This window comes from Streptomyces sp. NTH33 (genome assembly GCF_003236365.1).
Classification (GTDB): Bacteria; Actinomycetota; Actinomycetes; order Streptomycetales; family Streptomycetaceae; genus Streptomyces.
On record NZ_POTZ01001054.1, the window covers coordinates 1 to 678 of the forward strand.

At 68.4% G+C, this 678-nt stretch carries 1 protein-coding gene; it reads right to left on the minus strand.

Annotated elements, in window-relative coordinates:
• Positions 1–127: 127 nt before the first annotated feature.
• Positions 128–511 (minus strand): peptidase inhibitor family I36 protein, encoded by a 384-nt coding sequence (locus tag C1I97_RS38420; RefSeq protein ID WP_111007410.1) that lies wholly within the window; start codon positions 509–511, stop codon positions 128–130.
• Between the last annotated feature and the right edge of the window lie 167 nt (positions 512–678).

Here is a 678-nt window from a genome sequence, read left to right on the forward strand (position 1 = left end):
CGCCCACCCCATGCCCTTACCGACGCGGAGTCGGCCCCGGCCGGGCCCGCCGTCGCCGGCAGCGGTGACAGGACGAGGGCGTCGTCCCTGGTGGGACGCCGCCTTCGGGCGTCGTGGCGGGGGCCGGTCAGCGGCAGTTGACCCACTTGTTGGACTTCTGGTACCAGTGCCTGTCGCCGGTCCCCTTGGCTCCCCTGGGGATGACTCCGCTGGCTCCCTTGTGGTTCTTCTTCACGTACCACTTGTAGTCACAGGACTTGCCGTGGTTGTACCACGACTTGAAGTTCTGGAAGACCGAGTACTTGGTCAGGTCCGCGTTCTTCCCCGCGACCTTCTGCATGTGGCCGGTGTAGTTCTTCCCGGACCAGACGCAGAACCAGCCCGACGGGCAGGCCGACGCCGCCTGCGGCGTGGCCTCCGCCGCACTGACGGCACCCGCGCTTCCGGCCAGCAGGCCGCCGATCAGCGCGATGCCGCCGGCCATGGCCGCGAACTTCCTGGTCACGCTCATGCTGCTCCCCCTTTGGGACGTGGTGGGGCCGACCGCACCGGCCGGCTCGTCAACGAGACTGCGGGACGGGAGGCAGGAACCGCCACAGTTGCCGCGGAAGTGACGTACTCACGGGACGTCCCACGCGCTGACCTGCGGGGACGCGGTCCCTCAAGTCTGTCTCTTAT